The organism is Bacillus sp. FJAT-27001, from assembly GCF_019039175.1.
In the GTDB taxonomy this organism is placed as follows: Bacteria; Bacillota; Bacilli; order Bacillales; family Bacillaceae; genus Bacillus; species Bacillus velezensis.
Genome location: NZ_JAHOAA010000006.1, coordinates 159426 through 160608 on the forward strand (window position 1 = coordinate 159426; position 1183 = coordinate 160608).

The window sequence follows — 1183 nt, forward strand, 5'->3', positions numbered from 1 at the left end:
GTGACCGTGAAATGGGATGCGGTAGATGGGGCGACTTCATATAAGGTATACAGGGGAGCGGGCAAGCAGCTGGACGCAACTGTCACTGGCACATCCCACACCTTGACAGGAATTGCGGCCGACACGAAACTGACGGTCAACGTCTCTGCTGTGAACGATGCGGGCGAGTCCTCAATGACCGAGATTGTTACGCAAACACAAGCGGTTACGCCCTAACGTACCCCGCAATATAACTGCGAAAAGCGCCACTTCAAATCAGGTGAGTTTTTCATGGGATGCGGTGAAAGGGGCGACATCTTACAATATTTACAGGTTTTATGCAAAAATAGCGACTGTCTCAAAGAATTCGTACACGTCGAATCCTAACCTAAAGCCGGACACCGCCTACATTTTTAACGTGTCGGCAGTGAACTCGGCCGGGGAATCGGAACGATCGGCCAATTTTACGATACGAACAGAAAAGGAATTATAGGGTCCGGGCTTCCCGGGCTCTTTTTTAACATACAAAAATAATCGGAGGTTTTATAAATGGCTTACTTAACTATCGGAGATAAAGAATACAAATCACGTTGCGACTTTGCTTTTGACAGATTGGCAAACGAAAAATATTCCACTGCGGACGAAAAGGGCAAAGGCGGCACAATGAATATTTACATGAGCTTGCTCAACGAAGAGGCTTCCTATCTTTCTGCTTTTTGGGATTGCGCACTTGCTTACTTGAAGAAAGAAAAGCCATCAACTGAGGCTATTGAGGAAGCAATCATAAAAATCATTGATGAAGACGAAACAGGCGACGCAATTGACAAGATGATCAATGAAGCATTCACGACATTGGACTCAGCGGGTTTTTTCAAAGGCGTGATCCGTCAGCGCTGGAAGATGATGGAGAAGATGAACAAAGGGAAGAAACCGGCTCCGAACGAAACACCGGAAATGGAAGCGAAACGGCTGGAGGACGAAGAGAACGGCAAGGAAGTCCTGAAGATGATGAAAGAGGCGTACAAAGAGAGAACGGGATCGACTACGACCAAATAATTACGAATTCCGCACATTGGCTTGGGGTTTATGATGTGGATTTAATCATGTCATGGACTCCTAACGAGTATAAACTTTTACTAAAAGGGGCCAAGTTGCGAGAAATAGATGAATTGGAGCTTATGGCAAGAAACGCCATGTTTCACCG

Annotated in this window: 3 protein-coding genes; all 3 read left to right on the plus strand. The window is 46.0% G+C overall.

Annotated features, from left to right (window positions below):
* Window positions 1–216 (plus strand): fibronectin type III domain-containing protein (locus tag BGM27_RS17105; protein ID WP_254122898.1); only part of this gene is annotated, 216 nt, incomplete at its 5' end.
* The gene (locus BGM27_RS17110; protein WP_223609737.1) at window positions 185–472 is read left to right on the plus strand and encodes a fibronectin type III domain-containing protein; all 288 of its coding nucleotides are present in this window, start codon (window positions 185–187) and stop codon (window positions 470–472) included. The genes BGM27_RS17105 and BGM27_RS17110, both read left to right, overlap by 32 nt.
* A 56-nt stretch (window positions 473–528) precedes the next feature.
* On the plus strand, window positions 529–1035 hold the full coding sequence (locus BGM27_RS17115) for a tail assembly chaperone (RefSeq protein WP_007408585.1): 507 nt from the start codon (window positions 529–531) through the stop codon (window positions 1033–1035).
* The last annotated feature ends 148 nt before the right edge of the window (window positions 1036–1183 follow it).

What these genes read in the sequence shown, in the direction of transcription:
- BGM27_RS17115 (WP_007408585.1), top strand. Translation starts at nt 529, where the DNA reads ATGGCTTACTTAACTATCGGAGATAAAGAATACAAATCACGTTGCGAC.